The organism is Pseudomonas sp. BS3767 (assembly GCF_900099665.1).
GTDB classification, from domain to species: Bacteria; Pseudomonadota; Gammaproteobacteria; order Pseudomonadales; family Pseudomonadaceae; genus Aquipseudomonas; species Aquipseudomonas cerasi.
Genome location: NZ_FNCX01000001.1, coordinates 679,310 through 700,580, shown reverse-complemented (window position 1 = coordinate 700,580; position 21,271 = coordinate 679,310). Strand labels below are relative to the sequence as shown.

General features: G+C 58.8%; 28 protein-coding genes. 26 read left to right on the top strand and 2 right to left on the bottom strand.

The annotated features are described in order from the left end of the window. The first annotated feature begins 5 nt into the window (after positions 1–5). The 3 genes from BLR16_RS02530 to BLR16_RS02520 are packed head-to-tail and all read left to right on the top strand — an operon-like array spanning position 6 to position 924. On the top strand, positions 6–221 hold the full coding sequence (locus tag BLR16_RS02530; RefSeq protein WP_092194075.1) for a hypothetical protein: 216 nt from the start codon (positions 6–8) through the stop codon (positions 219–221). After that, positions 218–538 (top strand): hypothetical protein, encoded by a 321-nt coding sequence (locus BLR16_RS02525; protein ID WP_092194073.1) that lies wholly within the window; start codon positions 218–220, stop codon positions 536–538. Before BLR16_RS02530 ends, BLR16_RS02525 begins: the two co-directional genes overlap by 4 nt. Positions 539–540: 2 nt before the next feature. Beyond that, on the top strand, positions 541–924 hold the full coding sequence (locus tag BLR16_RS02520; RefSeq protein WP_074806302.1) for an antiterminator Q family protein: 384 nt from the start codon (positions 541–543) through the stop codon (positions 922–924). Positions 925–968: 44 nt separating this feature from the next. On the opposite strand, the gene BLR16_RS02515 is transcribed toward BLR16_RS02520, so the two are convergent. Beyond that, positions 969–1,721 (bottom strand): hypothetical protein, encoded by a 753-nt coding sequence (locus tag BLR16_RS02515; protein ID WP_129402408.1) that lies wholly within the window; start codon positions 1,719–1,721, stop codon positions 969–971. A gap of 126 nt (positions 1,722–1,847) precedes the next feature. Between BLR16_RS02515 and BLR16_RS02510 the strand changes: the two genes are divergently transcribed. From BLR16_RS02510 to BLR16_RS02485, 6 genes are all read left to right on the top strand, one after another. After that, positions 1,848–2,219, top strand: a complete 372-nt coding sequence (locus BLR16_RS02510) for a DUF3450 domain-containing protein (protein ID WP_032662027.1) — start codon at positions 1,848–1,850, stop codon at positions 2,217–2,219. Continuing rightward, complete coding sequence (locus BLR16_RS02505) at positions 2,219–2,572, top strand: hypothetical protein (RefSeq protein WP_074806308.1); 354 nt, start codon at positions 2,219–2,221, stop codon at positions 2,570–2,572. Before BLR16_RS02510 ends, BLR16_RS02505 begins: the two co-directional genes overlap by 1 nt. 60 nt (positions 2,573–2,632) lie before the next feature. Further along, the gene (locus tag BLR16_RS02500) at positions 2,633–2,812 is read left to right on the top strand and encodes a hypothetical protein (protein ID WP_074806313.1); all 180 of its coding nucleotides are present in this window, start codon (positions 2,633–2,635) and stop codon (positions 2,810–2,812) included. Next, positions 2,803–3,198 (top strand): HNH endonuclease, encoded by a 396-nt coding sequence (locus tag BLR16_RS02495; RefSeq protein ID WP_074806317.1) that lies wholly within the window; start codon positions 2,803–2,805, stop codon positions 3,196–3,198. Before BLR16_RS02500 ends, BLR16_RS02495 begins: the two co-directional genes overlap by 10 nt. A 167-nt stretch (positions 3,199–3,365) precedes the next feature. After that, positions 3,366–3,851 (top strand): phage terminase small subunit P27 family, encoded by a 486-nt coding sequence (locus BLR16_RS02490; RefSeq protein ID WP_074806320.1) that lies wholly within the window; start codon positions 3,366–3,368, stop codon positions 3,849–3,851. Then, positions 3,852–5,585 carry a terminase large subunit gene (locus tag BLR16_RS02485; protein WP_074806323.1) on the top strand — a complete coding sequence of 578 codons (1,734 nt, stop codon included), beginning with the start codon at positions 3,852–3,854 and terminating at the stop codon, positions 5,583–5,585. An 8-nt stretch (positions 5,586–5,593) separates the two neighbouring features. Here the strand turns inward: BLR16_RS02485 and BLR16_RS28765 are convergent, their stop codons facing one another. Further along, entirely contained in the window at positions 5,594–5,905 is a 312-nt protein-coding gene (locus BLR16_RS28765; protein WP_161437852.1) for a hypothetical protein, read from the bottom strand. Here BLR16_RS28765 and BLR16_RS02475 point away from each other — a divergent pair. The 17 genes from BLR16_RS02475 to BLR16_RS02400 all read left to right on the top strand — a co-directional run bounded on the left by BLR16_RS02475 (position 5,904) and on the right by BLR16_RS02400 (position 21,270). Continuing rightward, a complete protein-coding gene (locus BLR16_RS02475; protein ID WP_080348809.1) occupies positions 5,904–7,049 on the top strand; it encodes a phage portal protein in 1,146 nt (381 codons plus the stop codon). The genes BLR16_RS28765 and BLR16_RS02475 overlap by 2 nt on opposite strands. Positions 7,050–7,052: 3 nt before the next feature. Beyond that, positions 7,053–7,916 carry a head maturation protease, ClpP-related gene (locus tag BLR16_RS02470; RefSeq protein WP_003370668.1) on the top strand — a complete coding sequence of 288 codons (864 nt, stop codon included), beginning with the start codon at positions 7,053–7,055 and terminating at the stop codon, positions 7,914–7,916. Continuing rightward, on the top strand, positions 7,913–9,106 hold the full coding sequence (locus BLR16_RS02465) for a phage major capsid protein (RefSeq protein WP_046719587.1): 1,194 nt from the start codon (positions 7,913–7,915) through the stop codon (positions 9,104–9,106). The genes BLR16_RS02470 and BLR16_RS02465 overlap by 4 nt, the downstream gene beginning before the upstream one ends. Positions 9,107–9,156: 50 nt before the next feature. Next, entirely contained in the window at positions 9,157–9,573 is a 417-nt protein-coding gene (locus BLR16_RS02460; RefSeq protein ID WP_074806326.1) for a hypothetical protein, read from the top strand. Positions 9,574–9,576: 3 nt separating this feature from the next. Then, positions 9,577–10,053: a head-tail connector protein gene (locus BLR16_RS02455; protein ID WP_074806330.1), complete on the top strand. Its 477-nt coding sequence runs from the start codon at positions 9,577–9,579 to the stop codon at positions 10,051–10,053. Next, positions 10,053–10,391 carry a phage head closure protein gene (locus BLR16_RS02450; protein WP_046719584.1) on the top strand — a complete coding sequence of 113 codons (339 nt, stop codon included), beginning with the start codon at positions 10,053–10,055 and terminating at the stop codon, positions 10,389–10,391. The genes BLR16_RS02455 and BLR16_RS02450 overlap by 1 nt, the downstream gene beginning before the upstream one ends. After that, positions 10,384–10,869 carry an HK97-gp10 family putative phage morphogenesis protein gene (locus BLR16_RS02445; protein WP_074806333.1) on the top strand — a complete coding sequence of 162 codons (486 nt, stop codon included), beginning with the start codon at positions 10,384–10,386 and terminating at the stop codon, positions 10,867–10,869. The genes BLR16_RS02450 and BLR16_RS02445 overlap by 8 nt, the downstream gene beginning before the upstream one ends. Continuing rightward, positions 10,869–11,237: a DUF3168 domain-containing protein gene (locus tag BLR16_RS02440; RefSeq protein ID WP_046832800.1), complete on the top strand. Its 369-nt coding sequence runs from the start codon at positions 10,869–10,871 to the stop codon at positions 11,235–11,237. The genes BLR16_RS02445 and BLR16_RS02440 overlap by 1 nt, the downstream gene beginning before the upstream one ends. Positions 11,238–11,300: 63 nt before the next feature. Next, entirely contained in the window at positions 11,301–11,801 is a 501-nt protein-coding gene (locus BLR16_RS02435; protein ID WP_058417334.1) for a phage tail tube protein, read from the top strand. Between the two features lie 9 nt (positions 11,802–11,810). Continuing rightward, positions 11,811–12,248 carry a phage tail assembly chaperone family protein, TAC gene (locus tag BLR16_RS02430; RefSeq protein WP_054986373.1) on the top strand — a complete coding sequence of 146 codons (438 nt, stop codon included), beginning with the start codon at positions 11,811–11,813 and terminating at the stop codon, positions 12,246–12,248. A 56-nt stretch (positions 12,249–12,304) separates the two neighbouring features. Then, on the top strand, positions 12,305–12,451 hold the full coding sequence (locus BLR16_RS28505; RefSeq protein WP_164989071.1) for a hypothetical protein: 147 nt from the start codon (positions 12,305–12,307) through the stop codon (positions 12,449–12,451). A 47-nt stretch (positions 12,452–12,498) separates the two neighbouring features. Continuing rightward, complete coding sequence (locus BLR16_RS02425; protein ID WP_074806338.1) at positions 12,499–15,072, top strand: phage tail tape measure protein; 2,574 nt, start codon at positions 12,499–12,501, stop codon at positions 15,070–15,072. Then, positions 15,072–15,416, top strand: coding sequence for a phage tail protein (locus BLR16_RS02420; RefSeq protein WP_057405749.1), 345 nt, complete (start codon positions 15,072–15,074; stop codon positions 15,414–15,416). Before BLR16_RS02425 ends, BLR16_RS02420 begins: the two co-directional genes overlap by 1 nt. Before the next feature lie 36 nt (positions 15,417–15,452). Then, entirely contained in the window at positions 15,453–16,151 is a 699-nt protein-coding gene (locus tag BLR16_RS02415; protein WP_074806341.1) for a phage minor tail protein L, read from the top strand. A gap of 2 nt (positions 16,152–16,153) precedes the next feature. Further along, entirely contained in the window at positions 16,154–16,936 is a 783-nt protein-coding gene (locus BLR16_RS02410; protein WP_080484286.1) for a C40 family peptidase, read from the top strand. After that, complete coding sequence (locus BLR16_RS02405; RefSeq protein WP_024639076.1) at positions 16,933–17,520, top strand: tail assembly protein; 588 nt, start codon at positions 16,933–16,935, stop codon at positions 17,518–17,520. Before BLR16_RS02410 ends, BLR16_RS02405 begins: the two co-directional genes overlap by 4 nt. Positions 17,521–17,574: 54 nt before the next feature. Beyond that, entirely contained in the window at positions 17,575–21,270 is a 3,696-nt protein-coding gene (locus BLR16_RS02400) for a TipJ family phage tail tip protein (RefSeq protein WP_074806343.1), read from the top strand. Position 21,271: the final 1 nt, after the last annotated feature.

Sequence of the window (21,271 nt, the reverse complement as noted above, 5' to 3'; positions counted from 1 at the left end):
TAAAAATGGCCGAATTAATCGCGAACGTGTTGTTTACAGGCCAAGTTGCCACGCTGATTGAGGGTGAGATCGCCGACGACGGGAGCCCGATCTATAAATGCAGCGGCCGCCGTTATTCGGCCCCCTTGCGGATTGGCATTATGGATAAGCACGGCAAACCGGTTCACGGCGAAAACCTTTGGGTGGCATTGAGGGCTATAGCGCCGGAGGCTGATAAGTGAGGAAGAGTCACGGCCCAGCGTTCCGCGCCGCTCAACTTGACCTAGCCCAGTGCTCGGCCTGCCGGGGCCGCGCAGTGATCAAGGGTGTTTTCCATGAAATGGCGTGCACGCAGTGCAATGCCTCGGGCTGGGTCGCTGCCGAGACAGGTGAAGCGCTGCAGCTGGAAGTGCTGGTGACGCAGTTGAGCATGCGCCTGCAGGCTGCTGACCGACAGATCGAACAATTGAAGCGCCCAGCGCAGATGTCTGGCCTGGCTGCCCACTACGAACAGAACAACCGCCGCGGTACCGGTGGATCGAATTACACAGGGGATTAACAATGAACACTCGCAAGCCGCTGCATCGCCCGCTGGGCGACACCGAGCACATGCTCGAACAATGGGGATTCTGGCGCATGAATGGGATGGGGGTTCCCAGCTATGTCTCGCCTATGTGGGCAATCATGCGCGACTTGACACCTTCGAAATCGAATGGCTTCGCCATAACTGATGACTTGGCGCTCGCAGTGGATAGGGCCGTAGCGCGGCTGTCTATTAGAGACAAGCAGATGGGCGACATTATTTGGCTTTACTACGGTGCGAAATGGCCAATGGTCCGAGTCGGAAAGAATTTCGGAATCAGTGAGGGAAAAGCAAGGGAGCTTGCCAGATCTGCGTCCGCTTGGATCGACTGCGCACTGACAAGCTTTTTGAATGCAGCTTAAAGAGGGGGGGGAGGCTGAGGAAGCACACATGCTTCCTCGGTGTCTCAAGATCTTTCGCCCTTGGACCGCAGCGTTAATTGATCAACCCTTTGCGCGATCATCAAGTATACGTTTGTCGCAAACATGCCTACCGCGATTGCAACCAAGGCCAAGGTATAGAAATCGCTTTGGCCTGTTATAATGTTTTCTTTTGAAAGGTTAGCTCTTTCGATGTGCGGAGCCAGCAAGGCTACCAATACACCGCTTTTGATGCTAACCCATGAAAAAACTGCCATCAGGCCAGACGACACAATCAAGGCGGTCTTATGCTGAGGATTTATGTCGGAAATCAATATTCTTGCAGCAGCGCCTATTGTTCCTAGAACAAAAGGCACCGTCAGCAGAATGATTGCGTTTATGGCTTGGTTGACAATTCTCAGTGTCTCCGGATCCACGTCGTAGATTTCGGGGTTGCGCAGAGATAAGAAGTTAAAAACGATGAAGACGAATCCAGCAGCAGCGACGATGACGAGCCTGTTCATGAACGTCTTCTTACGCTGAACTTCATCCGCCTCGTATTGCTCACGGCGGAGCTTCATTTCGAGTCGAAAGCGCGCCTCCTCGACCGCGTCCAGCTCAGGCGTAGCGGGTTTCGGCTGGCCCTCCTTCTCGCCATTCTGCTCTCGGCCTGGAAAGTCCGCGACGTTGTCTTCTGCAATGGGTCCGTTGTTATTCATCATCGTCCAAGATAAATGTTCATCCATATGTGAAGGATGAGTGCGGTAGGAATGTAAACGCATTATCCGCAATAAAGACATTTTCGAAAAGTGCTTTTCCGCACGGAATGATTATGTTTTTATGCCACGGTGTTCAGCTGTTTCAGCGCCACACACGCAAACTTAAGCCTCGCCATCGTGCGGGGTTTTTTATTTTCTGGAGTAGTGATGGACCCAATTGACCTCGGCCCAGGTACAGCCACCTGGCTTGGTGGGACAGGTACTGTTCTGCTCGCGGGCTTCTTGTGGTTGCGGAAATTTCTTTCGAGGGATGCGGCAGATCGGGCGATGGACAACGCCGATATCGGTACCGTCCGCAGGCTGAACGAACTGCTCGACTCGGAACGCAAGGCCCGGAAAGAGGCCGAGGCCCGAGCCGACCAGTTCGCCAAAGAGCGTAACGAGCTGGCCGCCGCTGTTGGCCGTATGGAAGGCAAGATTGAAGCCCTAACCGGCCAGGTTGCCCAGCTAACTGACAAGGTAACCAGTCAAAGCGCTGAGATAGCCCGTCTGCGTTCCCAGCTTGGAGGTATCAACTGATGGAAAGATGCGTGAGAGACTTCATCGCCCGGCGGTGGTGGCGTCGCCTTGAAGTGTGGGTGATTGCCTCGCTGCTGGTAACTGGCTCGTTCGCTCTGGGCTTCGGTGCTTCGCAATGGTCGCTTGCCGGCTGGTATAGCGCCCAGGTCGCCGAAGTGCGCCGTGGTTATGACGAGGCCACGGTGCAGCGCGACATGCGCCTGAACAAGCTGGCCAAGACCGCTACCGATGCCGCCGTAAAGGTTGAAGGTGCAGCCGGTAAGGCCACCGAGGCGGCAGAGGTGGCCAGTAAGGCTGCCGACAAGGTCAACGAGGCGGTAGAGCGACAAGGCCCTGCTGAGAGTGGCAACTGATGTCATGTAGCGGATGTGATGCCCGTCGAGAGTGGATCAAAAAGTGGAGCAAGGTTGCATATGAACGAGCACAGCAACTCATTGCTAAGCCAGATCCTGGCCGAGCAGTTGAAGCAGACCCAACTGCTACAGCGGATGGCAGAGCAACAGACGCTGCTGATCGACGCACTGAGTGAAGACGAACCGGAAGACCCCGATACCCAGCCCCGCACCTACCTGGACGGCACACCATGCCGTTGAGGCCGCAGAAGCCGTGCAATGCCCAGGGCTGCAACACACTGACCCGTAACTCTAGGTACTGTGACGCCCATAAGGATGTAGGCAAGCAGTTCGAAGTGAAGCAGCGTGAGAAGCAACGCGAGACCAGCAGCCAGCGCGGCTACAGCTACAAGTGGCAACAGGCCCGCAAAGGCTTCTTGGCTAAGCACCCGCTCTGCGTAGAGTGCGAGCGCGTTGGACGTGTCACAGCTTCGACAGACGTTGATCACATCGTGCCACACAAGGGTGACATGGACCTGTTCTGGGATCGATCCAACTGGCAGGCCATGTGTCATCCATGCCACAGCACGAAGACGGCGGCAGAGGACGGCGGATGGGGCAACACCCAGGCTGCCCGGCCTCGCTGACCGAAACGAGAACGACTATCGTCATTTATCACGGAAATGCACCGATATGGTGCGAGCACCAGTCTGGTGCGATGGGGGAGGGTCAAAAGTCTGGTCCCTTTGGCTTCTAGACCGCGCCCTCAGTCGTTTTTTTACACCCGCGAAATTAAAAATTCTGGAGTTGCGCGATGGGAGGTACCGCCACGGTCGCCGGCCGTGGTCGCAAACCCAAGCCGACCGCCAAGAAAGCACTAGCCGGAAATCCCGGCAAACGCGCGCTGAATAAGGCCGAGCCCGCTTTTTCGAAAATCACAAATGTTGATCCGCCCGAATGGCTCAGCGACCGCGCTTCGCAGATGTGGAAGATGATTGTTCCCGAGCTTCTGCGTGAAAACGTGGTCGCGATAACTGATTTACACAACGTCGAAGCGTTCTGCGTTGCGTACGACAACTGGCGAATGGCGCAGGAGTCAGTCCAGGCCCACGGCATCGTGGTTACTGGTGCCACCGGTGGCCCGATGAAAAACCCGGCACTGACCGCCGCGAACGAAACGATGCGGCAAATGGTGACGTTCGGGGCGATGCTCGGCCTTGACCCGGCCAACCGCACACGTTTGATCGGAGGAAACAAGGAAAAAGAGACCAACGAATTCGCCGAACTATTGAGATCCTGAATGGCCAAGTCTGCCCACCCCAACGTTGATAAAGCGATGGTATGGGGTAGGTCTCTGCTACGCGGGAAGGTGCCAGCTTGTCGCTACATCCATCAGGCAGTGCAGCGCCATTTCGACGACATGGCAGCCAGCCGCAAGCGCGGGTTCAGATTCAAGTTCGATCCGGCGAAGGCTGAGAAAAAACTCAAGCTGATTCAGCTGTTGCCGCATACCAAGGGTGAATGGGCGTTCAAGCGTCAGCGAATCAGCCTTGAGCCATGGCAGCTTTTCGGTCTCGCCGTCACCTTCGGGTGGGTCAAGAAGAAGGGCGGGTACCGCCGGTTTCGTGAGAGCTATTGGGAGATTCCCCGCAAGAACGGAAAGTCGGTAGTTGCGGCCGGTGTCGGCATCAGCATGTTCGTTGCGGATGGTGAGTACGGCGCCGAGGTGTACGCAGGTGCTACCACTGAGAAGCAGGCTTGGGAGGTTTTCCGCCCTGCGAAACTGATGGTGGCCAAGTCACCCATGTTGGTCCAAGCGGCGGGCATTGAGGTCAACGCCTCGAACATGAATATTCCGTCTGACTTCAGTCGCTTCGAGCCACTTATTGGTGACCCTGGTGACGGCGCATCACCCAGTTGCGCGATCGTGGACGAATATCATGAGCACCGCACCTCGGCTCAGTACGACACCATGCTCACCGGTATGGGCGCCCGCCGGCAACCGCTGATGTTCATCATCACCACTTCCGGCGCCGATATCGAGGGGCCCTGCTACGACAAGCGTCGCCAGGTCATTGAGATGCTGGAGGGTACTGTCCCAGACGATGAACTGTTCGGCTGGATCTGGACGCTTGATGAGGGCGACGATTGGACCGATCCCAAGATGTTGGCCAAGGCCAACCCCAACCACGGTGTGTCAGTGTTCCAGGAGTATCTGGAAAGCCAGCAGGCGCGGGCGATCCGCTCGGCTCGGTTCACCAACACCTTCAAAACGAAGCACCTCAACCTTTGGGTGAGCGCCAAGTCTGGCTTCTTCAACATGCAGGACTGGAAGTCCTGCGAGGACACCTCCCTTACGCTCGATCAATTCGAGGGGCAAGAGTGGATCGCCGGTTTCGACCTTGCGCGAAAGCTGGACATGAACTCGAGGGCGCGCCTGTTTTGGAAGGTGATCGACGGAAAGACTCACTACTACAGCGTGGCTCCCAAGTTTTGGGTGCCATACGACACCGCTTATGACAGCGACAACAAGCGGATGTCCGAGCGCTTCCAGGCCTGGCTGAACTCGAAACACCTTGAGGTCACCGATGGTGCCGAGATCGATTACCGCGAAATTCTAGAAGACACCAAAGAGGCGAACAAACACGCACCGCTGCGCGAGTCGCCGATTGACCCACACGGTGCTACTGGGTTGAGCCATGACCTCGACGACGAGGGGTTCAACCCGATCACCATCACCCAGAACTACACCAACATGTCTGACGCCATGAAAGAGCTGGAAGCGGCTATCACCGCTGGAAGGTTCCACCATGACGGCAATCCGATAATGACCTGGTGTATCGGCAACGTGATCGGCAAAAACATGCCCGGTAACAACGACGTAGTACGGCCCATCAAACAGGGCGATGACAACAAGATCGATGGCGCTGTTGCACTGATCATGTCGGTCGGGCGGGCGATGATGCAAGTCGTTGCCGGCGATGGCGGCGTGGACCGATTCATGGATTCAATCCGGGACCCAATATTCGAATGAACACAGCATCAATCATTTACCTGCTGACTGCAGTGCTGGGCTTTGCCCTTGCGGTGGCAGGCGTTTACGTACTGCTTGGCGTGGGTTGGGCGCTTCTTGCCGCTGCTTCGTCGTGCTTCGTAGCGGCAGCATTCATTCGAAGGGGACTGACCGGTGGCTAAGTCTTTCAAATCCGTTTTGAGCGGTGCAATCAACGCGCCTCGGTCATCAATAATCGATTGGGTGGGCAGGTCGCTGTCCGGCAGCGCTTCCGGAATTTGGGCGCAAACCGTGGGCAGCACATCCGCCAATGGCAAAACCGTGACGATCAACAAAGCCATGCGCCTGGCCGCTTGCTGGTCTTGCGTGCGCCTCATCTCCGAAACGATCGCAACGCTGCCGCTCGGCCTATACCGGCGCATGCCTGATGGCGGTCGTGAGGTGGCCGGTGACAATGACCTGCATTGGATTCTTAACACCAACCCGAACAGCCGCATGACTGCTGTGCAGTTTTGGGAGGCCGTAGTGGCTTCGATGCTGCTTCGGGGTAACGCTTTTGTCGAGATCATCCGTATAAGCGGCCGGATCGTAGCGCTTGAATTCCTGTTGCCCAACCGCATGGATTTGGATGTCGCGGACAACGGCGAGATTCTTTACCGATACCGGGAAAAAAACGGCCAGCTCCGCGATATTGCTGGCAGCAACATGATGCATATCCCTGCGTTCTCTCTGGACGGGCAAATCGGGCTATCACCCATCGCCTACGGCGCAGACGTATTCGGCGCGGCAATGTCGGCAGAGGACGTTGCGAGCTCAACGTTCAAAAACGGCATGCACCAAACCGTGGCCTTTGAGGTTGATGCAACGCTGAACAAGCAGCAGCGCGACGATTTTCGCGACTATGTTCAACGCATCAGCGGGGCGATGAATGCCGGTAAATCACCGGTGCTGGAAAAGGGCGTTTCCGCCAAGGTGATTGGTATCAATCCGGTGGACGCTCAGCTGTTGGAATCTCGAGAGTACAGCGCCGAAGAGATCTGTCGCTTTTACATGGTGGACCCGACGCTGGTCGGTTACAGCGATAAGGCATCGAATTGGGGGACCGGCCTTGAGCAGAAGTTGCTTCGATTCCTGACCTTCACGCTGCGCAGCTACATGCGCCGCATCGAGGAAGGCATCAGTCGCAGTTTGCTGGCTCCTGCGCAGCGCCGTCAGATTTACCCCGAGTTTTCCATTGAAGGCTTGATGCGTGCTGATAGCGCCGCACGGGCAACGCTGTATTCGGGCATGGTGCAAAACGGCATCTACACGCGCGACGAATGCCGCATGAAAGAAAACCTGCCCAAAATGGGCGGCAATGCCGGTGTGCTAACTGTGCAAACAAACCTTTCGCCGATCGACAAACTGGGTCAGGGCGATGACGGGCAAGCCGCAAGGGCAGCTCTACAGAACTGGCTGGATCAGCCGGCAAACTCGAAGGAATAAATCATGCAACCAAAATCCAAGGCTGGCAGTTTTAACTGCGAGCTGAGCCCGCGCGCGCTCGACAGATGGAATCCCGCCATCAAAGCGGCCGTGGAGTCCACCAGCGACACCATCACCATCTACGGCGTTATTGGCCAGGACTGGTACGGGGAAGGCGTTACCGTCTCGCGTATCGACGCGGCCCTTCGCTCAATCGGCGACAAGCCCGCCACTGTGTACATCAATTCGCCAGGTGGCGACATGTTCGAGGGCCTGGCCATCTACAACCGGCTGCGCGAGCACAGCCAGCCGATCACAACCAAGGTCCTGGGCCTGGCCGCATCGGCTGCTTCGGTGATCTACATGGCCGGCGCAAAGCGCGAAGTGGCCAGCAGTGGCTTTCTCATGATCCACAACTGCTGGACGCTTGCCGTCGGCAACCGCCATGACTTGCGCGATGTTGCGAACACGATGGAAGAGTTCGACGCTGCGATGGCAGACCTTTACGCGGAAGGCAGCGGTCAGGCCGTTGCTGACATTGCCGAGATGATGGATGACGAGACGTTCATACGCGGCCGACGAGCAGTTGAGCTCGGCTTTGCAACGGCCGTTCTCTCTTCTGATGAAATCACCGAGCGTGAAGACGAGCAGGCCCAGCAGAGTAACGCGCTGAAAGCCATGGACATTGCTCTGGCAAAGGCCGGAATGGCCCGCAGCGAACGCCGCGAACTCTTCGCCAATTTCAAGTCCAGCACGCCGCGCGCTGCTGGCGGGGGTACGCAATACGCTGCCTCGTCCGATAAGCCACGCGCTGTCGCGCCAGACCTCACCGCCTCCCTGAGCGCGGCATCCGACATCCTCAAATCTTTCCAAGGACCATCGCAATGAGCGACTTCGAAAAGCAATACACCGAGCTGAATGCCAGCCTTAAGACCATTGGCGACCAGATCAAATCCCAGGCGGAGACCAGCAACAAGGAAATCGCCCGTCACGGTGAGATGAACGCCGAGACTCGTGCCAAGGTTGACGAGTTGCTGATGAAACAGGGCGAACTGCAGGCTCGCGTTCTGGAAGCTGAGCAAAAGCTTGTCAATGCCAACCGTGACACTCAGCGCATCGAGAGCCCGAAGTCCGCTGGCGAGTTGATTGTTACCAGCGAACACATGGAAGGCGTCAATTCTTCTTTCCGTGGCTCCCGTCGCGTTTCCGTACCCCGCGCCGCTATCACCACCACATCCGCCGGTGGCTTGGCGGCCACGGAGCGCCTGGACACTGTCGCGCTGCCGGGCATGCGTCGGGCCACCATTCGCGATCTGATTGCACCCGGCGAGACTGAGGCGGGCTCGCTTGAGTATGTCCGCGAAACAGGCTTTACAAACAATGCCGCGACCGTAGCGGAGGGCTCTGCAAAACCGTATTCCGAAATTGAGACCGCCTTGGTCACGGCTTCGGTTCGTACCATCGCTCATCTGTTCAAAGCCTCGCGTCAGATTTTGGATGACGCAAAGGCTTTGCAGAGCTACATCGACGCGCGCGCTCGTTATGGGTTGCTGCTCGCTGAAGAGGCCCAGTTGCTGTACGGCAGCGGAGCAGGTGCAAATCTGCAAGGGCTCGTTCCGGTTGCAAACCAATACGCGTCTCCAGCTGGCTGGACCGTAACCGGCGAACAGCGCATCGACCGGATTCGTCTGGCCCTTCTTCAATCCGAGCTGGCAGAGTTCCCTTCGGATGGCATCGTGCTCAACCCAACTGACTGGGCGCTGATCGAGTTGATCAAAGACAGCCAGGGCCGCTATCTGATCGGTCAGCCGCAGGAAGGCACTGCGGCTCGTCTGTGGAATCGCCCGGTAGTCGCGACCCAAGCCATGAAGCCAAACGACTTCCTGGTGGGAGCCTTCAAACTTGGTGCGCAGATATTCGACCGGATGGAAGTTGAAGTTTTGATTTCTACCGAGAACGACAAGGACTTCGAAAACAACATGGTCACGCTTCGCGCCGAAGAGCGTCTGGCGTTTTCCATCTACCGTACCGAAGCCTTCGTCACTGGCAAGCTCACGGCTCCCGCCGCTGCGGCTTAAGCTGCCCAACCCCTAAAGTGGCCGGCACCGCCGGCCCACCGAGGTGAGACATGTCAGATGTATTGATCAAGCCGCTGCGGGCTTACGAGGACCGCGGCATCATCCGTGATACCGACAACGAGCCTTATGCCGCGCCTGTATGGCTGGCCAAGGAACTGGAGCAACTCAAGCTTTGCAAGATCGTAGGCGAGGCTGGCGCAGCGCTGACCAACAATTCCAGTGACCACTCGGCGCTAACGATAGCGAAGAAGGGGCAGCGCTGGATTGTTGTCGATGCTGAGGGCGCTCAGGTCGGTGACTTTATCGGCAAGAAAGAAGAGGCCGAAAGCGAGTTGGCCAAACTTTTGACCGCCACCACATCGGATCCCGCCGGCAATCCTGAAGCTGATGTTCCTAGCGAAGGACCGCCGGTTCAGGGTGAGAATCCGCCTCCGCAAACCGAGCAGCACCAACCGCCTCAGGAGTGACACATGCCCGTCATCAGTATAGAAACGGCCATGCATCACCTGCACGCAGAATCCGAGGATCAGCCGCTCGTGGAGGAATTTCTGGGCGCGGCTGAGGAAGCTGTTATGCAGTTTTTGCAGCGCCGGTTCTATGCCGATCAGGCTGATGTGGATAAGGCGAAGGCTGACATCATTCAGCGAACTCAAGCCGCGAGAGCTGCATACCGGGCTGCGCTGGAGTTGGCCGACGACCCAGAAAACTCTGATATTCGCTGCCGTCTTCGCGAGCGTGCTCGCCAATCATTGTCTGAAAGCTTTGAGCAGATCGATATGGACGACTTCGGCATCGTGATCAACAAGGCCATACAGGCAGCATGCCTGCTCAAGCTGGGCAACCTCTTCGCCAACCGCGAGGAAGTGGTGATCGGCACGATTGCCGCGGAGCTGCCGCTGGCCTCCAAGTCGCTGCTTATGCCATACCGCATCGGGATGGGCGTGTAATGCGTGCCGGTCGACTTCGTCATCGCATCACGTTCCAGGCGTTGGGCAGACTGCAGGACCCTAAAACCGGTGAAGAGCTGGAGAGCTGGCAAACGGTTTGGGACAAGGTGCCCGCAGCGGTCGAGCCGCTGAGCGCCAGGGATTTTATTGCTGCGCAGGCCAGCCAGTCAGAGGCGACCGCGAGGATGGTTATCCGCTACCGAGTTGGCGTGCTGCCAACGATGCGAATCCTTTACCGGGGTGATGTCTACGACATAAAAGGCCCGCCGCTGCCCGATCCCGATTCAGGTCTGGACTATCTCACCATCTTGGTGGCCAAGGGGGTCAACGATGGCTGACTCAGTGGATTTCCAACTGGAGGGTATTGACTCTCTCGTTGGGAAACTCGAATCGATCACTCAGGACATGAAGCGTAAAGGCGGTCGGTCGGCGCTACGTAAGGCTGCCCAGCTGGTGGCCAACAAGATGAAAGAAGGCGCGCAGCGGATAGACGACCCTGAAACAGGCCGATCTATCGCGGACAACGTCGCGCTTCGCTGGAACGGGAAATTGTTCAAGTCGAGCGGGGACCTGGGTTTCCGGGTTGGCGTTCTGCAAGGCGCTGTCCTCAAGAAGGGCGGCGACAAATCTGCGAACGCTGCGACGCCTCATTGGCGCCTCATCGAATTCGGTACTTCCAAAATGCGTGCAGATCCATTCGCGCGAAAGGCGCTGGCCGACAACATAACCGAGGCAACCAATACATTCATCACTGAATACGAGAAGGCCATTGACCGCGCGATTAAACGAGCGGTCAAGGCTTCAGGGGGGGCGTGATGTCATATGCACCCATATTCGCCGTATGCGCTGCTGACGCCGGGGTAACGGCACTACTGGGCGTCAGCCCCACCAGGCTTTATCCGTTCGATGATGCGCCCGAAGGCGTGGCGAAGCCGTATGCAGTCTGGCAACTCATCACCGGCAGTCCAGAAAACTACCTCGCCGGCCGTCCTGATGCTGACAGCTTCACGCTGCAGGTCGACGTGTATGCCGCTACAGGCGCGCAGGCAAGGGCAGTGACTGACGCAATCAGTCACGCCATTGAGCTGCAAGCTTATGTGGTCCGCTGGGGTGGCGAGAGCAAAGACGCCGAAACAAAGTTGTACCGGTCGAGTTTCGATGTCGACTGGATAGTGCTCCGGTAGTCCCAACCAACTTTACAGCCCGCCATGAGCGGGTTTTTTTATGCCCGACATTTGGAGAACACAATGGCGATTTTGACTCAAGGCACCCAGATGTATGCGCTGGTGCCTACAACCGCAGACCCGACAAAGCTGGAGGTCATCGAGGTGGAATGCATTACAGCGTTCAACCCGGGCGGCAACCCAGCAGACCAAGTTGAAATTACGTGCCTGAGTGACAAGGTAAGGCGATACCTGCGCGGCTTGCGCACGCCTGGACAGGCTTCGTTCTCAGTAGACGCTGATCCGAAAAACGCCTCACACGTCCGGCTTTACCAGCTTTCCGAGGATGACTCGGTCGAAAATACGTCGTGGGTCATTGGCTGGGCTGACGGCTTCGATATCAAGCCCACCTTAAATGCGGCTGGCGATGATTTCGAGCTGCCACCGACACGCACCTGGTTCGTGTTCGACGGCTATGTCGCCGACTTCCCATTCGACTTCGCAGGAAACACAGTCGTGAAGACTGCGGGCACCATCCAGCGCTCCGGCGGCTCCGCCTGGATTCGCAAGTCGGCTAACGCATAAGGCATCGTGATGAAATTAAGTCTTGAAAGCTTGCGCGGCGTGGGTGCGTTCACCGGTCGCCCGGTCGAGAAAGAAATCAAATGGCAGCAGGGCGAAAAAGAATTCGTCGCCACGGTCTACGTCAGGCCGCTGGGGTTTCAAACGGCGATCAACGATGCACTATCCGCCGCTGGCAAGGTGCAGGTTCACGCGGGCCGAATTGCCGCAAGTATCTGCGACGAAGAGGGAAAGCCCGTCTTCACAGTTGAAGACATCACCGGAGAAGCTGATCCAACGCGTGGCTCGCTCGACCCCAGCCTGACTTTCGCGTTGCTGACAGTCATCGCCCAGGTCAACAACTTGGGAAAGACGGCGCCCTCTCCGACGACGAAGAGTTCTGGCACGAGCTCGTCCTCGCCGGCATCGGCGGGCGTACGATCGCGGAAGCCAAGGAAAGCCTCAGCCTGAACGAGTTCAGGTCCTGGCTGAAGTACCGGGCGCTACGTGGCTCTCTGAACATCGGCATGCGGGTGGAACGCGGATCGGCATTGCTCGCAATGATGTACGCCAACGTGAATTACAAGGACGGCCCGTACAAGATTTTCGACTTCATGCAGCATGAGGTCGAGCCGGCCATCAGTCTCGAGCAGGCTATGGAAAGCTGGGCATAAAACTTAAAAGGCCCGCACAGCGGGCTTTACCTTTGGAGGCGAGTTGAATGAGCAAGTCACTGGGCACGCTCACGTTGGATTTGGTGGCCAGGATCGGTTCCTTCACTGGCCCTCTTGACAGGGCGAGCCAAGAGGCAAAGAAACGCAACGCGGAAATCGCCAAGTCTTTTGAAAACCTGGCCAAGGGTGTGGGCGTTGCCATCGCAGCTGTCCCTGCCGCTCTGACAGGGCTGGTCGCCTACACGGCCGGCAGCGCTAAGGAAATCTCCAACCTTGCAGCGCTGGCTGGTCTTGGAACAACCGAGTTCCAAAAATACGCAGCAGGCGCGAAAACTGTTGGCGTTGAGCAGGACAAGCTCGCGGACATCTTCAAGGATACCAACGACAAGCTGGGTGACTTCTTCAACACCGGCGGCGGCGAGCTGAAAGACTTCTTTGAGGTCATCGCGCCGAAAGTCGGCGTGACAGCGGAAAGTTTCAAAAAGCTCAACAGCGCCGAAGCTCTTCAGTTGTATGTTTCGACCCTTGAGAAAGCAAATGTCTCCCAGGCTGAAATGACCTTCTATATGGAAGGCATTGCCGACGAGGCCAGTGCGCTCGTTCCCTTATTGCGCAACGGTGGGAAGGAGTTCAAGCAGCTTGGCGATGCTGCGGAGTCTGCCGGCGCTATTCTCAGCGTTCAAACCATAGCCGTCTCGAAACAGTTTTCGAGCGAGCTTATGGGGCTCATGCAGAACTTGCAGGGGACAAAAAACAAGATCGCTGATGATTTCATGCCAGTGGTTCAGCAATTGACAAAAGACCTTAATGACAGCGTCAAAGCGGGTGGCGGTGTAACAAAGGTCGTGGGGGAGATGGGCGACAAGCTCGTTACCGCAACTGCATTTGTCGTTAATGCTGGCGATGGAGTTACGAGAGTATTCAAGATCGTTTCTGATACCCTTGTAGGTATGTACGCGACGGCAGTTGGCTACACATCTTCGATGATGGCGGATGTCGCGGCGGGTTTGGCAAAGTTCACTATTGGTGATGTTTCCAAGCAGTTCATAGCAGACAGCGTCCGGCTTCGCGATGAAGCTAAAGTAAACTTTGGGGCCGCTGCCGAGGCGGCAGCAGGGATCAAGGCAACTCTCGAGGAACCGCTGGCCGGTGATTTAGGCAAAAAGTTTATTACTGACGCCCGCGCAGCCGGCGCAGAGTATCAGCGACTATTTGGCGGCGTTGGCTTCAGTGATCAGGGTGGCACGGGCAGTGGTGTCGATCCCAAAGCTCTGGAAGCGGCCAAGCAGGCTGCAAAGGACGCTGCGTCGGCAGCGAAGAAACTGAGCGATACCTTCAAGGGTTCAGAGACCGACCTGCAGCGCCAGATCGCGCTGATCAATACCAGCGCGGATGCGCAGAAAAACGCCACGGAAGTGGACAAGATCCGCTTCGAAGTTGCATCGGGCAAGCTCGTCGGGATCAACGCTGTTCAGCAGAAGCGCCTCGAGGGTCTGGCATCTGAACTGGATGCTCTCCAAAAGCTCAAGGTTGCGAACGAGGAAGAGGCCAAGGCCGTCAGCTTCCTGGCCACCCTCAAAGATGAAAACGCATCCATCGGCGCTGGCTTCGATATGGAGCTTGCTGGTGCAGGGATGGGCGACAAGGCCCGTGACCGCCTGAAGCAGGATATGGCCATTCAGGAGGATTACGCGCGCAAGGCCGCAGAGCTCCAGGCGCAACGCAACTCCGGCGATATAAGCGCCGAGCTGTACGCCAAAGAGACCGGCATGCTCTCCGAAGCGCTGGCTGAGCGGATGGTTAAGCAGCAGGACTATTACAATCGTGTCGACAAGGCCCAGTCCGACTGGATGGCGGGCGTGAGTGATGCCTGGAAAAACTATGTAGACGCCGCCGAAAACTACTCGGCGATCGCGGCCGACTTCGTCTCCGGCAGCCTGAATGATTTGACCGGCGGCCTGGGCAACGTGTTCTCCGACGTGGTCACCGGTGCAAAGGACGCTGGAGACGCTATCGCTGACTTCGCTGGGAACATGTCCAAGTCGGTTATCAACGCTCTGGGCGACATGGCGGCGCAGTGGTTGGTCTATCAGGGTATTCAACTGCTCGTTGGTAAAAGCGGCCAATCGGCGGCGGCCACCGGCTTGATCGCCAACGCGCAGGCAGCGTCTGCGCAGGCAGCGCTGAACGCTTACGCATCGACCGCCGGTATTCCGCTGATCGGTCCAGCTGCTGCGCCGGCCGCCGCACTCGCCGCTGCTGCTGCAACTGCGCCAATGGTCGCCGCCGTATCCGCATCCGCACTCGCCGGTATGGCCCACAACGGCATGGACAACATCCCGAAGGAAGGCACCTGGCTGCTCGATGGCGGTGAGCGCGTGCTCAACCCGAACCAAAACCGCGACCTGACCAGGTATCTGGCTGATAAGGCCGGGAGTGGTACTGGCGGGGCACCGTCTTTCACCATCAACGCGCCTGTCACGGTCGAGGCACAGCCCGGCATGAGCGCTGCTGAAGCTGCAATTCAGGGCAAGGCGATAGGCGACAGTGCTGCGGCGCAGATCCGCCAAGTGCTCCAGCAAGAAATGAGGCAGGGCGGCCTGCTCTGGAGACGCGCGTAATGGCTGAGACATTCGATTTTGATGTACAGGTCGGCGCGTCCGGCGATGTGAAGCAACGCACATGGTCGAACGACTTTGGTGACGGCTACACCCAGGCTGGCGGCGTCGGTATCAACACCAAGTCTCAGGCGTGGGACGTGACGGTGACCGGACGGTTCGGCGTGGGCCAAAAACTCCAGCAGGTCCAGGACTTTCTTGACCGACATGAGGGGTTCAAGTCATTCCTCTGGACTCCGCCTGGCAGCGGGCAAGGGCGGTATACCGCCAACGGCTACAAACTGTCGACCCTCGGCGCTGGCCTTCACTCGCTATCCACCAGCTTCAAGCAAACCTTCAAACCCTGACCCCGCCAAGTGCGGGGTTTTTCGTAGGTAACCACCATGATTTACAGCGCGGACATCCAGAAGCTGGAGCCCGGCAACCAGATTCGCCTGTACGAACTGGATGCGACGAGGCTGGGAGCCACGCTCTGGCGCTTCCACGGGCATGAGCATGAGGGCGACATCATCTGGCAGGGCCAGCTGTATTCGCCTATCCAGATCGAGGTCACCGGTTTAGATATCCGTGGTGATGGCCGCCCAGCCATACCCAAGCTCAGGCTGGCCAACGAGCTGTCGGGCATTCCGCGAGCTGTTTCTGCTCTCTGCCTGCAGTTCAAGGATCTGGCCGGGGCGAGCTTCAAGGTGATCGAAACCTTCAAGCACTTTCTGGATGCCGCGAACTTCGACGGCGGCAATCCGGATGCTGCTGATCAGAGCCGCACCAGCCTGTGGAGAATCGAGCAGAAGACCGAAGAGAACTTTTCGGCGGTCGGCTTCGAGCTTTCCAGCCCCATCGACATGGAAGGCCAGCAGCTGCCGTCCCAGCAGATCACTAAGTTGTGCCGCTGGGCGATGCGCGGCCAGTACCGGCAGGAGGCTTGCGCCTACACAGGCACCGCGTATTTCGACAAGAAGAACGAACCCACCGACAACCCTGCGCTTGACCGCTGCGGGGGCTGGTGGAGCAGCTGCAAGTTGCGCGGCAATACCCGCCGGTTCGGCGGCTCAATGGGCGCAAGCCTGATCGCCAAGGGGTAACCATGCGAATCAATCAAAAGCTTCAGGACGCCATGCGGGCACACGCCGAGCAGTCACACCCGGCCGAGGCCTGTGGGCTTCTGATCAAGACCGACGCCGGTCGTGAGTACGTACCGTGCGGCAACGTGGCCACCAACCCGCTGCAGCACTTCCTTATCGACAAGCACGACGCTGCGGCGGCAGAAGACAGGGGCGAGGTGCTGGCCATCGTGCACAGCCACCCCGACCGAGCCGCAACGCCGAGCATGACCGATCTGGTCAGCTGTGAGCTGCATGAATTGCCCTGGGCGATTGTGGGCTGGCCTGGCGGCGACATTCAGTGGTTCAAGCCGAGCGGCTTCCAAGCCCCTTTGCTGGGCCGGGACTTCTCGCATGGCCTGCTCGATTGCTGGTCTGCCTGCCGGGACTGGTACGCCCGCGAGGCCTCACTGTCGCTGCCGAACTTCGAACGCAAGGAACTGTGGTGGGAAGATCCGGACAGCCCCAGCCATTACGAAGAGAACTACGAGGCCTGCGGCTTCGTACGGGTCGAACAGCCCCAGCGGGGCGACCTGCTGGTGTTCCAGATCCCGACCGTGGGTAGGCCTTGTCATTTCCCAAACCACGCCGCGATCTACCTCGGGGCCGATGCCAGCCTGCACAGCGAGGACGCGCCGGCACTGGGCGGGTCTGGTCCGTTCATCTATCACCACATGCCCGGTCGCCTGGCTGCCCGTGAGGTCTACGGCTGGTCGATGGCCAACCGCGTGAAACTGATCCTGCGCCACAAGGAATACACCCCATGACCATGCGCACCATCGTGCTCTACGGCGTTCTGCGCAAGCATTTCGGCCGGGAGTACCGCATTGATGTACACAGCGTGCGCGATGCCGTGAATGCCCTTTGCGCGATGAAGCCTGGCTTCGAGAAGTTTCTGCGGACCGGCGAAGAGCGTGGCTTGGTGTTCAGCGTCTTCTGCGGCAAGCGCAACGCCGGCGAGGCCGAGTTCGATATGCAGGGCAGCGACAACACCGATATCCGCATCGTGCCGCTGATCCAAGGCAGCAAGCAGGCTGGCCTGTTCCAGGTGGTGCTGGGCGTCGCGCTGGTTGTGGGCGGCCTTGTCTCCGGCGGTACGAGTACAGCACTCGGCCTCGGCCTGCTCGGTGCGGGTGCGGCGACAGGTCTTGGCGGAGTGGTGCAGATGCTTTCGCCGACGACGACCGCCAGCGTCGGCAGCAACAACGACGATGGAAACAACCCCAGCTATGGCTTTGGGGGCGCGGTGACCACCGTTGCCCAGGGCAACCCCTATCCCGTGCTCTACGGCGAACGAGAGATCGGCGGTGCCGTCGAGTCGGGCGGCATTTACACACAAGATCAGATTTGATCATCAGGTAACACCAGACCCGCTTCGGCGGGTTTTCTTTTTTCTGGGGGCGGTATGGGAAGTGCGGTAGCAGCGCGAAGCATTCGCGGGAGCAAGGGCGGCGAGGCCACGCAGAAGCAGCCGACGATTGCGTTAAACAGCAGAGCTTCCATTGCCACCGCGCGCATCGTCTACCTATGGAGCTGGGGGCCGATCGTAGGCCCAGTGGACGGACTGCGCTCGGTAAAGCTCGACGGTACTCCGTTGGTGGCCGAGGACGGGACGGTCAACTTCCCAGGCGTGAAATGGCAGTTCCGCAATGGCGAGCTGAACCAGCAGCGTCTTGAGGGCATTGCCGAGTCCAGCAACGAAGTCGACGTAAACCAGCAGCTGCTCAGCACCACGCCCTACCTGCGTACCGTGAATAACCCGGTGCTGGATGCGCTGCGCATCCGGCTCAGCTGGCCACAACTCCAGTCGCAGGACCAGGCCGGCAACATCAACGGCGTGCGAATCGATTATGCGATTGACCTGGCCACTGATGGCGGGCCGTTCGTTCAGATGCTGGCGGACTTCGTAGACCGCAAGAACGTCACCAAGTACGAACGCAGTCACCGCATCAACCTGCCTGCTGGCAGCCGTTGGACTATGCGCGTGCGCCGGATCACACCCGAAGCCAACAGCTCGCTGATTCAGGACAGCATGTTCATCGAGGCGGTGGCCGAGGTCGTAGACAGCGATCAGGAATTTCCGCTCACCGCCGTGGGCTGCGTTGAATATGACGCCCAGCAGTTCGGCGGCGATATCGCCAAGATCGCGGTGTTGATGCGCGGGCGCATCGTGCGCGTGCCCACCAACTACGACCCTGAGACGCGGACCTATGCCACCTCTGGCGCAGGCACCAGCAACGGGATATGGGACGGCACATTCAAAGAGGCTTACACGAACAACCCGGCCTGGGTGTGCTACGACCTGGCGCTGAACCCTTACTACGGTCTTGGGCACCGGATCGATGCCACGATGGTGGACCGCTGGAACCTGTACCGCATTGCGCAGTATTGCGACCAGATGGTGCCGAACGGCATGGGCGGCACGCACCCCCGGATGACTTGCAATATCTACCTGCAAAAGCAGGCGGATGCCTACGCGGTACTGCAGGACCTGTCGGCCATCTTCCACGGCATGAGCACTTGGGATGGCAGTCAGATCACGTTCAACGCCGACATGCCCGGCGACCCGGTCTACACCTACAACCCGTCGCAGATCCTGAACAATGGTGAAATCCAGTATTCGGGCACCCGGGCGCGCGACCGCCACAACCTGGCAATGGTGACGTGGGACAACCCGGACCAGAGTTTTGCGACGGACAAAGAGCCCGTCTTTGATGATGTGGCGATGGCTGAATCTGGATCGGTCAACGAACTCTCGGTAGACGCCTACGGCTGCACTTCACTCGGGCAGGCGCAGCGCGCTGGCCAGTACGCGCTGATCACCGAACAGACGCAGACAAGGCCCGCGACCTTCCGCGTCGGCTTGGACGGCGGCATTCCGAAGACAGGGCAGATCATTGCCGTGGCTGACCCCATGCTGGCCGGTCGTGCGAACGGCGGGCGGATCAGCGCGGTGGCGGGGCGCGTCATCACCGTTGACCGCGACATCGATCTGTCGACCGGTGCCAAGCTGCGGGTGAACCTGCCCAGTGGCAAGACGGAGGCGCGGGTTATCACTTCGCTTGAGGGCCGGCGCGTGACCGTCGCCGCCAGCTTCAGCGAAGTGCCGGAAGCTGAGTGCGGCTGGATACTCGAGTATGAAGACCTGAAAACGATGCAGTTTCTGGTGCGTAACATCACACGCCCGGAATGGCATCAATACCAGCTCGAGTGCATCCAGCACGAACCGAGCAAGTTTGACGCTATCGACTTCGGCGCCGTCGTGGACATCCGCCCTATCAGCGGCATTCCAGTAGGCGTGCAAGCTGCGCCGGGCGCAGTGTTCGTGACACAGCACGTTGTGATCGAGCAGGGCATCGCGGTTACCAACATGACCATCAGCTGGGACGCTGCGCCAGGCGCGGTTGCATACGACGTGGAATGGCGCTGGGGCTCGCGCGAGTGGGTCAAGGTGCCGCGCACTGGCGAGCAGTCGGTGGATGTGCCGGGTATCTACTCCGGTCAGTACATGGCCAGGGTGCGCGCTGTCAGCGCCTTGAACGTCTCGTCCTTGCCGGCCACGTCGCTGCTGACGAACTTGCAGGGCAAGACCAGCTTGCCACCTGCCGTCACGTCGCTGACTGCCGCGTCGCTGATCTTCGGCATCAAGCTGAAATGGACTTTCCCACCAGGCGCAGAGGACACACAGCGCACAGAAATCTGGTACGGGCCGACGACCGACTTGGCCAAGGCTACGAAGCTCAGCGACCTGGCCTACCCGCAGTCGGAACACGTCATGCAGGGGCTGCTGGCGGGGGTGACGTTCTTCTTCTGGGCGCGGCTTGTGGATCGGACCGGCAATGTGGGTCCGTGGTATCCGACCGGCGTGGGCGTCATGGGGCAGACCAGCAGTGATGCTGGAGCGATCCTTGAAATGATTGCTGGGCAGATCACCGAAACCGAACTCGGCCAGAAGCTGCTGGAAAAGATCGAGCTGATCGAGAAGCTGCAGGATCAGGTCAATGCGCTTGACGGGCTCAAGGCCTACAACCCAGACGATACCTATGAAAAAGGTCAGTTGGTGGTGGGTGATGGCCGGATCTACCAGGCTGAAAAGGCGGTGCCCAAAGGAACGCCGCCGCCGAATGCGGACTACTGGGAGGACGTGGGCAACCTGCTGGAGACGGCAAACGGGTTTGCTGCCCAGATATCCGCCAACACCACCGACATCTCCGAGCTCAACGGCGTGGTCACCGCCCAGGCATCGAGCATGCAGGCGTTGCAGGCCGCGTACAGGGACGATGACGGGGAGGGTGAACTCGCGGATGCGCTGAAGGGATACAGCAGCACTGCCAGCATCGTGGCCGAGTCCAAAGTCCGGGCAAGCGAGAATGAAGCAACGGCACGCACGGTCACCCAGCTGACAGCCACGGTGAACACCAGCAGCGCACAGGTAACTGATTTGCGCGAGGTGGTGAGTACCAATCAGGCCGCTACAGCAGCGGCCATCACGCAGCTCACGACGAAGGTCGGCGATAACTCGGCGGCCATCCAGTCAGAGGCAAACGCTCGTTCGACTGCTGACGGCGCTCTGTCGAGCAAGCTAGATCAGGTGCAAGCCACGGCAAATGGTGCCAGCGCTGCGGTTCAGACTGTCAGCTCGGCGCAGGCAACCACTGACGGCAAGCTGGCGGCAATGTACACCGTCAAGTTGCAGGTGAACTCTAACGGCCAGTACGTCATGGCGGCGATAGGCGCAGGCATTGAGAACGTTGGCGGGGTGCTGCAGAGCCAGATCCTTATGTCTGCCGACCGGTTCGCACTGGTGAACACGCTGGCTGGCGGAGCGATATCGACGCCGTTCGTTGCCCAGAATGGGCAATTGTTCCTCGGTCCGACCTTCATCATGGACGGCACGATCACCAACGCGAAAATCGGTAGCTTCATCAGCTCCACCGACTACGTAGCCGGGCAGCGTGGATGGATCTTGCGCAAGGACGGGACGCTTGAGATCAACGGATCAGGCGCTGCAGGCGGCAGGCTGGTGGTCACCAATAGATCGGTACGCGTGTACGACGCCAACAACGTCAAGCGCGTGCAGTTGGGGGACCTCAGCGAATGAG

Bases quoted from the DNA above. Each gene is read 5' to 3' on its own strand.
- BLR16_RS02445 (WP_074806333.1), top strand. From the start codon at position 10,384: ATGGCTGACTCAGTGGATTTCCAACTGGAGGGTATTGACTCTCTCGTT.
- BLR16_RS02435 (WP_058417334.1), top strand. From the start codon at position 11,301: ATGGCGATTTTGACTCAAGGCACCCAGATGTATGCGCTGGTGCCTACA.
- BLR16_RS02420 (WP_057405749.1), top strand. From the start codon at position 15,072: ATGGCTGAGACATTCGATTTTGATGTACAGGTCGGCGCGTCCGGCGAT.
- BLR16_RS02440 (WP_046832800.1), top strand. From the start codon at position 10,869: ATGTCATATGCACCCATATTCGCCGTATGCGCTGCTGACGCCGGGGTA.
- BLR16_RS02430 (WP_054986373.1), top strand. From the start codon at position 11,811: ATGAAATTAAGTCTTGAAAGCTTGCGCGGCGTGGGTGCGTTCACCGGT.
- BLR16_RS02495 (WP_074806317.1), top strand. From the start codon at position 2,803: ATGCCGTTGAGGCCGCAGAAGCCGTGCAATGCCCAGGGCTGCAACACA.
- BLR16_RS28765 (WP_161437852.1), bottom strand. From the start codon at position 5,905: ATGGCTTTGTTGATCGTCACGGTTTTGCCATTGGCGGATGTGCTGCCC.
- BLR16_RS02470 (WP_003370668.1), top strand. From the start codon at position 7,053: ATGCAACCAAAATCCAAGGCTGGCAGTTTTAACTGCGAGCTGAGCCCG.
- BLR16_RS02415 (WP_074806341.1), top strand. From the start codon at position 15,453: ATGATTTACAGCGCGGACATCCAGAAGCTGGAGCCCGGCAACCAGATT.
- BLR16_RS02400 (WP_074806343.1), top strand. From the start codon at position 17,575: ATGGGAAGTGCGGTAGCAGCGCGAAGCATTCGCGGGAGCAAGGGCGGC.
- BLR16_RS02520 (WP_074806302.1), top strand. From the start codon at position 541: ATGAACACTCGCAAGCCGCTGCATCGCCCGCTGGGCGACACCGAGCAC.
- BLR16_RS02475 (WP_080348809.1), top strand. From the start codon at position 5,904: ATGCGCCTGGCCGCTTGCTGGTCTTGCGTGCGCCTCATCTCCGAAACG.
- BLR16_RS02490 (WP_074806320.1), top strand. From the start codon at position 3,366: ATGGGAGGTACCGCCACGGTCGCCGGCCGTGGTCGCAAACCCAAGCCG.
- BLR16_RS02515 (WP_129402408.1), bottom strand. From the start codon at position 1,721: ATGTCTTTATTGCGGATAATGCGTTTACATTCCTACCGCACTCATCCT.
- BLR16_RS02485 (WP_074806323.1), top strand. From the start codon at position 3,852: ATGGCCAAGTCTGCCCACCCCAACGTTGATAAAGCGATGGTATGGGGT.
- BLR16_RS28505 (WP_164989071.1), top strand. From the start codon at position 12,305: ATGCGGGTGGAACGCGGATCGGCATTGCTCGCAATGATGTACGCCAAC.
- BLR16_RS02465 (WP_046719587.1), top strand. From the start codon at position 7,913: ATGAGCGACTTCGAAAAGCAATACACCGAGCTGAATGCCAGCCTTAAG.
- BLR16_RS02530 (WP_092194075.1), top strand. From the start codon at position 6: ATGGCCGAATTAATCGCGAACGTGTTGTTTACAGGCCAAGTTGCCACG.
- BLR16_RS02455 (WP_074806330.1), top strand. From the start codon at position 9,577: ATGCCCGTCATCAGTATAGAAACGGCCATGCATCACCTGCACGCAGAA.
- BLR16_RS02425 (WP_074806338.1), top strand. From the start codon at position 12,499: ATGAGCAAGTCACTGGGCACGCTCACGTTGGATTTGGTGGCCAGGATC.
- BLR16_RS02410 (WP_080484286.1), top strand. From the start codon at position 16,154: ATGCGAATCAATCAAAAGCTTCAGGACGCCATGCGGGCACACGCCGAG.
- BLR16_RS02405 (WP_024639076.1), top strand. From the start codon at position 16,933: ATGACCATGCGCACCATCGTGCTCTACGGCGTTCTGCGCAAGCATTTC.
- BLR16_RS02510 (WP_032662027.1), top strand. From the start codon at position 1,848: ATGGACCCAATTGACCTCGGCCCAGGTACAGCCACCTGGCTTGGTGGG.
- BLR16_RS02500 (WP_074806313.1), top strand. From the start codon at position 2,633: ATGAACGAGCACAGCAACTCATTGCTAAGCCAGATCCTGGCCGAGCAG.
- BLR16_RS02450 (WP_046719584.1), top strand. From the start codon at position 10,053: ATGCGTGCCGGTCGACTTCGTCATCGCATCACGTTCCAGGCGTTGGGC.
- BLR16_RS02460 (WP_074806326.1), top strand. From the start codon at position 9,157: ATGTCAGATGTATTGATCAAGCCGCTGCGGGCTTACGAGGACCGCGGC.
- BLR16_RS02505 (WP_074806308.1), top strand. From the start codon at position 2,219: ATGGAAAGATGCGTGAGAGACTTCATCGCCCGGCGGTGGTGGCGTCGC.